This window comes from Parasphingorhabdus sp. (genome assembly GCF_049667325.1).
In the GTDB taxonomy this organism is placed as follows: domain Bacteria; phylum Pseudomonadota; class Alphaproteobacteria; order Sphingomonadales; family Sphingomonadaceae; genus Parasphingorhabdus.
In genome coordinates this window covers 1-4,595 of sequence record NZ_JBATHY010000296.1, presented here as the reverse complement: position 1 = coordinate 4,595, position 4,595 = coordinate 1, and the positions used below count along the sequence as shown (strand labels likewise).

The window sequence follows — 4,595 nt, the reverse complement described above, 5'->3', positions numbered from 1 at the left end:
TATCTCGACCGGCTTTTGCCGGTCCATTCTTAATCCCACGGCGCTCGATGCGTCTGGCCAATACCCGTTCATAAACCGTCTCCAGCAAACCCGGCCCCAGGTCCTTATGAATCCTGAACCCGCAATCAACCGCGACTGTCGCCAAATATTCAAGCTTCTGCCCCAATCTCCTACCTCCGATTGACCCTTCCGGTCATTCAGGCGGTCGGTCTCGCAACCGGTCGAGCTTTGCGCGGACGTCCTGCAACAATGGCAATAAAGCCGCCAAAGTCTCGCGAGACAATGCAGCATCGGCGTCCGCCAGCGGCTCCGCCAGCCGCTGCAAGCAAATCTCCCGCATTTTTCGTCCCTCTGCCGTAACGGACACCAGCTTGCCTCGCCCGTCGCCGGGGTCCGGCTTGATGGCGACCAACCCCGCTTTCACCATTCGCGCCAAAGTACTGGTCATCGTCGGGCGGGTGATCTGAAAGGCGCCGGCCAGCTGCGCCGGTGATTGGGCCTCATGACCCAGCCGGACAAAATGATTGAGCACAGTGAACTGCGCGATAGTCATGCCTCTGGGTAAGACAGCAGTGAACGACGCGCTGGTCAGCTGGTTGATGATCCCGATTTCGTTGAAAACCTCAAAGGCCAGCGGATCTTTTTTGCTCACCACCGGCGCGCCTAGGCAAGATGGGTGGCGAGCGGCCAGCGCGGGCTGGGTCCGATATCCGGTCCATAGCCGACGCGGGCGAGCATCTGGACCCGTTGCTCCCCTTTGGCACCGAGCAACCTGTGCACATCGCGATAGGGCCCGGCGACCGCCTCATATTCCTGCAGGCTCTGGCTCATCGGATGCATGGCAAGTCCCAAAATGGTTGCCTGCAGATTGGCGCGGACATATTGCCGGCCCGCCTCGATCTGGTCAGCGCGGCTATTGCCGGGCGAGGTGATCCAGATCAACGACGGCACCGAACCATAAGTTTCGCGCAATTGTTCGAGGCCGACCGAAAAGGCCCGGCTGGTAGGATCTGCAAGCTGCTCGCGGTCGATCTGGCCGGTGACGATACCGGCCTCGATCAACGGCCCGCTAAGGGATATGCCGTCGGGACTGGCATCGATTTGTTGATGGCCGATCCGCATCAGGTCGACGCTTTCGCGATGGGGCTTTGTGGTGGTCATTTCGATATCGACGGCCGCAAGAATTTGCGTTCGCAACTGCGCGACAAATTCGGGATCAGCTGAAAAGGAACCACCGTCGACGGTGATCGTTTCAAGCTGGATATCTCTGACCTTTCTCGAAAGATCATAGACCTCCTTGTTGGAACGCCGCTGCGTGATTGCGGAAAATAAATGATCGCGTTCCGCGCCCTCTATCCTGCCAAATTTGACCCGGGCCACCGGACTGTCATCGAGGCGGGGCTGCGCTTCTCCGTCCGGAAATATTTCGGTCTCCATCGCATAGCCACGCTCGGATGCCGTGATTCGTGCGACCTCGAGAAATGTTCCAAAACCGATGGTGATCTGCCGGTCAAACGGGTCGGTGGCGGGCAGTCGCTTGGCAAGATCGCAGCTGATCTCGGCTTCGTCTTCGCCGATCAGACGGATGACCCAGGGCTGCCGGTTATGCGGGTTGGGAGCGAGGATGGCGTGGCGAAAGGCGTCGAGCCGGATATCGTTCAGCGGCGCTTCATCGACGTTCCATGGCGCAAAAGCGGTCTGCGGCATTCTTGTGACCCGCCAGACACCGCCCGCACTAACCAGAGCGAGACCACCGAGACCTGCACCCAAAACCATCCTGCGACTGACCATGTGAGAAACTCCGATTTGGTTAGATAAACTAATATTTAGTTTGATATCTAATTAAATGCAAGAAACGCCAATACCGATAAAGCCTTCATTCGATCATGAGAGATTCGTCATCCCGGCGCAGGCTGGGATCCGAACCAATGGCAGTGGGTGACGGAAGATCGCAAACAGACGCCAGATCGGTTCAGGCCCCCGCCCTCGCTGGGGTGACGATATGGATGAGTTAGGCTGTCAGAGAAAGTCAGGCCGGTTATCTGGACCTACCCAGCCACCAGCACCACAAACAAGCTCTCCACCCAACCACTTTTGCACGGTCCGTCATAATTGCGTTTCGCGCGCACCGGAGAGGATACACCGCAATCGACCGAACCGCCTTCGCCGGCGACCGCGCCGGACTGCTTGTCATAGACGATGCCGAACCATTGCTGGTCGTGGCTGCGGGTGCAGACATAGACTGTCTGGCCAGCGAGGAGATTGTCGATTCTTTCGGCTGCATCAAACGGCGCGCTTAGCACCGGCAACGAACCGCTGACATGGCCGCCGACTTCGCCAACCGACTGACAGGCATCGAAACGGGGACCGCCTTCGCCAATACGCACGGGTTTGGCCGATGGTCCGGTCACGACCCGCTCGGTCCGGCCGGTCGGGTTTTCGAGATAGGAGCTGCTTTCAGCCAGATCATCGCTGACCTCAGTGGATTCGGAACAGGCGGTGGTGGCCAAACACAATAAGGAAGCGGCAAAAAGGGTTCTGATCATCGCAATGGTTTAGCGCAAAAGCGGGGCCCTTGGGAAGCTGCGATTATATTGTTGCACAAGACCGTTCGGCCGCTCGTCACAACACGATCTGGGTTTGCGTCACTACTGCCACCAGGGTCCCGTCTTCCAGCGTGATTTTTGTCTGCCACACCGACTGGCGCCTTCCGACCTTGAACGGCGTGGCCTCGCCATAGACGATGCTCCCTACCGGCGCCGCGCTTAGAAAATTGGTCTTGCTTTCGGATGTCGTCGTGCCGTTTGATCCCTCGGGCAGATTGGCAAAGCCGCCGAATGCACCGAGCACATCGGCGAAGGTCATCACCGCGCCGCCGTGGATGCTGGGACTGCCGCGACCATTGCCGGCGGTGCATATATCCGGCCGGACCAGCATTTCGCCGCACACCTTGTCCTTGTCCATTGCGGTGATGGTGATACCCATGGTTTTGGCAAAAGGGACCATGTCGGCTGGATTGGGCATATTTATCGACCTTTTTTGAATTGATTCACGCGAAGCCGCGAAGAAGCGATGGATGTCGCACAAAGGCACGAAGGCACAAAGGGATTTTGGTGACATGGTCAAAAATCCCGAGCCTCCAGCGTTTTGCTCCTCGATTATCGCTGACTTTTATGGCTTTGCGCGCGAATTTTTCGGATAATCGGAAATCAATATAAGTCATTGATTTTATATATTTTTAATATCGCAAAATCCTACATTTCCCTTGGGTTTGCGGGTTCCAGCGGCTATGGTCCGGCGATGAGTGACATTAGCAAAAATGAAATGCCGGAAGATGCTTCCAAGTCTTCCAATCAAAACGAATATGGCGCCGATTCGATCAAGGTTCTCAAAGGCCTGGATGCGGTTCGCAAGCGCCCCGGAATGTATATCGGCGACACTGATGACGGCAGCGGCCTGCATCACATGGTGTTCGAGGTTTCGGACAATGCGATCGACGAAGCGCTCGCCGGGCATTGCGACCTAATTCTGATCACGCTCAATCCCGATGGCAGCGTTTCGGTCGAGGACAATGGCCGCGGCATTCCGACCGGCATGCACACCGAAGAAGGCGTGTCGGCGGCCGAGGTCATCATGACCCAGCTCCATGCCGGTGGCAAGTTCGAGAATACATCTGACGACAATGCCTACAAAGTGTCCGGCGGCCTGCACGGTGTCGGCGTTTCTGTGGTCAACGCACTGTCCGAATGGCTGGAACTGGATATCTGGCGCGACGGCAAAGAGCATAATATGCGCTTTGAATTTGGCGAAGCGGTGCGGCCGCTGGCAGTGGTTGGCGATGCTCCACCAGCGGACAACGCAACCGGACATAAGAAGGGCACGAAAGTGACCTTTTTTCCGTCTCCCGCGACGTTCAAGATCACCGAATTTGATTTCGATAAGCTCGAGCACCGCTATCGCGAGCTCGCCTTTCTCAACAGCGGTGTGCATATCATCCTGCGCGACGCCCGGCATGAAGAGGCGAAAGAAATCGACCTGTTCTACGAAGGCGGAATCGCCGCATTCGTCCAGTACCTCGACCGCAATAAAACACCGCTCGTGCCCGACCCGATCTCGATCCACGGCGACCGCGACGATGTCATCATCGACGTCGCGCTGGAGTGGAATGACAGCTATTATGAAAATGTCCTCTGCTTCACCAACAACATACCGCAGCGCGATGGCGGCACCCATCTGGCGGCGTTCCGCTCGGCGCTGACCCGGACATTGAACAATTATGCCGAAAGCTCCGGCGCGCTCAAGAAAGAGAAGGTCAAGCTGACCGGCGACGATATGCGCGAAGGGCTGACCGCCATCGTATCTGTCAAGCTGCCCGACCCGAAATTCGGTTCACAGACCAAGGACAAGCTGGTCTCTTCCGAAGTGCGGCAGCCGCTGGAAAGCCTGATGGCCGACAAGCTCGCCGAATGGCTCGAGGAAAATCCGCAGAATGCGGCGATGGTCGTGCAAAAAGTGATCGACGCCGCTGCTGCCCGCGAAGCGGCGAAAAAAGCGCGCGAACTGACGCGGCGCAAGGGCGCGATGGATATCGCCTC

Annotated in this window: 6 protein-coding genes; 1 reads left to right on the top strand and 5 read right to left on the bottom strand. The window is 57.5% G+C overall.

The window, feature by feature from the left end; translation table 11 throughout:
* From WBM93_RS13060 to WBM93_RS13040, 5 genes are all read right to left on the bottom strand, one after another.
* The coding region (locus WBM93_RS13060; protein ID WP_424432300.1) for a hypothetical protein at nucleotides 1-88 on the bottom strand (88 nt) is incomplete at its 3' end.
* Nucleotides 89-193: 105 nt separating this feature from the next.
* Nucleotides 194-652: a MarR family winged helix-turn-helix transcriptional regulator gene (locus WBM93_RS13055; protein ID WP_424432299.1), complete on the bottom strand. Its 459-nt coding sequence runs from the start codon at nucleotides 650-652 to the stop codon at nucleotides 194-196.
* A gap of 11 nt (nucleotides 653-663) precedes the next feature.
* Nucleotides 664-1,791, bottom strand: coding sequence for an Acg family FMN-binding oxidoreductase (locus WBM93_RS13050; RefSeq protein WP_424432298.1), 1,128 nt, complete (start codon nucleotides 1,789-1,791; stop codon nucleotides 664-666).
* 257 nt (nucleotides 1,792-2,048) lie between these two features.
* Nucleotides 2,049-2,546, bottom strand: coding sequence for a hypothetical protein (locus tag WBM93_RS13045; RefSeq protein WP_424432297.1), 498 nt, complete (start codon nucleotides 2,544-2,546; stop codon nucleotides 2,049-2,051).
* A gap of 76 nt (nucleotides 2,547-2,622) precedes the next feature.
* On the bottom strand, nucleotides 2,623-3,024 hold the full coding sequence (locus tag WBM93_RS13040; RefSeq protein WP_424432296.1) for a PaaI family thioesterase: 402 nt from the start codon (nucleotides 3,022-3,024) through the stop codon (nucleotides 2,623-2,625).
* Between the two features lie 276 nt (nucleotides 3,025-3,300).
* Here WBM93_RS13040 and WBM93_RS13035 point away from each other — a divergent pair.
* On the top strand, nucleotides 3,301-4,595 hold a 1,295-nt coding region (locus tag WBM93_RS13035), incomplete at its 3' end, for an ATP-binding protein (protein ID WP_424432295.1).

What these genes read in the sequence shown, in the direction of transcription:
- WBM93_RS13050 (WP_424432298.1), bottom strand. Translation starts at nt 1,791, where the DNA reads ATGGTCAGTCGCAGGATGGTTTTGGGTGCAGGTCTCGGTGGTCTCGCT.
- WBM93_RS13040 (WP_424432296.1), bottom strand. Translation starts at nt 3,024, where the DNA reads ATGCCCAATCCAGCCGACATGGTCCCTTTTGCCAAAACCATGGGTATC.
- WBM93_RS13045 (WP_424432297.1), bottom strand. Translation starts at nt 2,546, where the DNA reads ATGATCAGAACCCTTTTTGCCGCTTCCTTATTGTGTTTGGCCACCACC.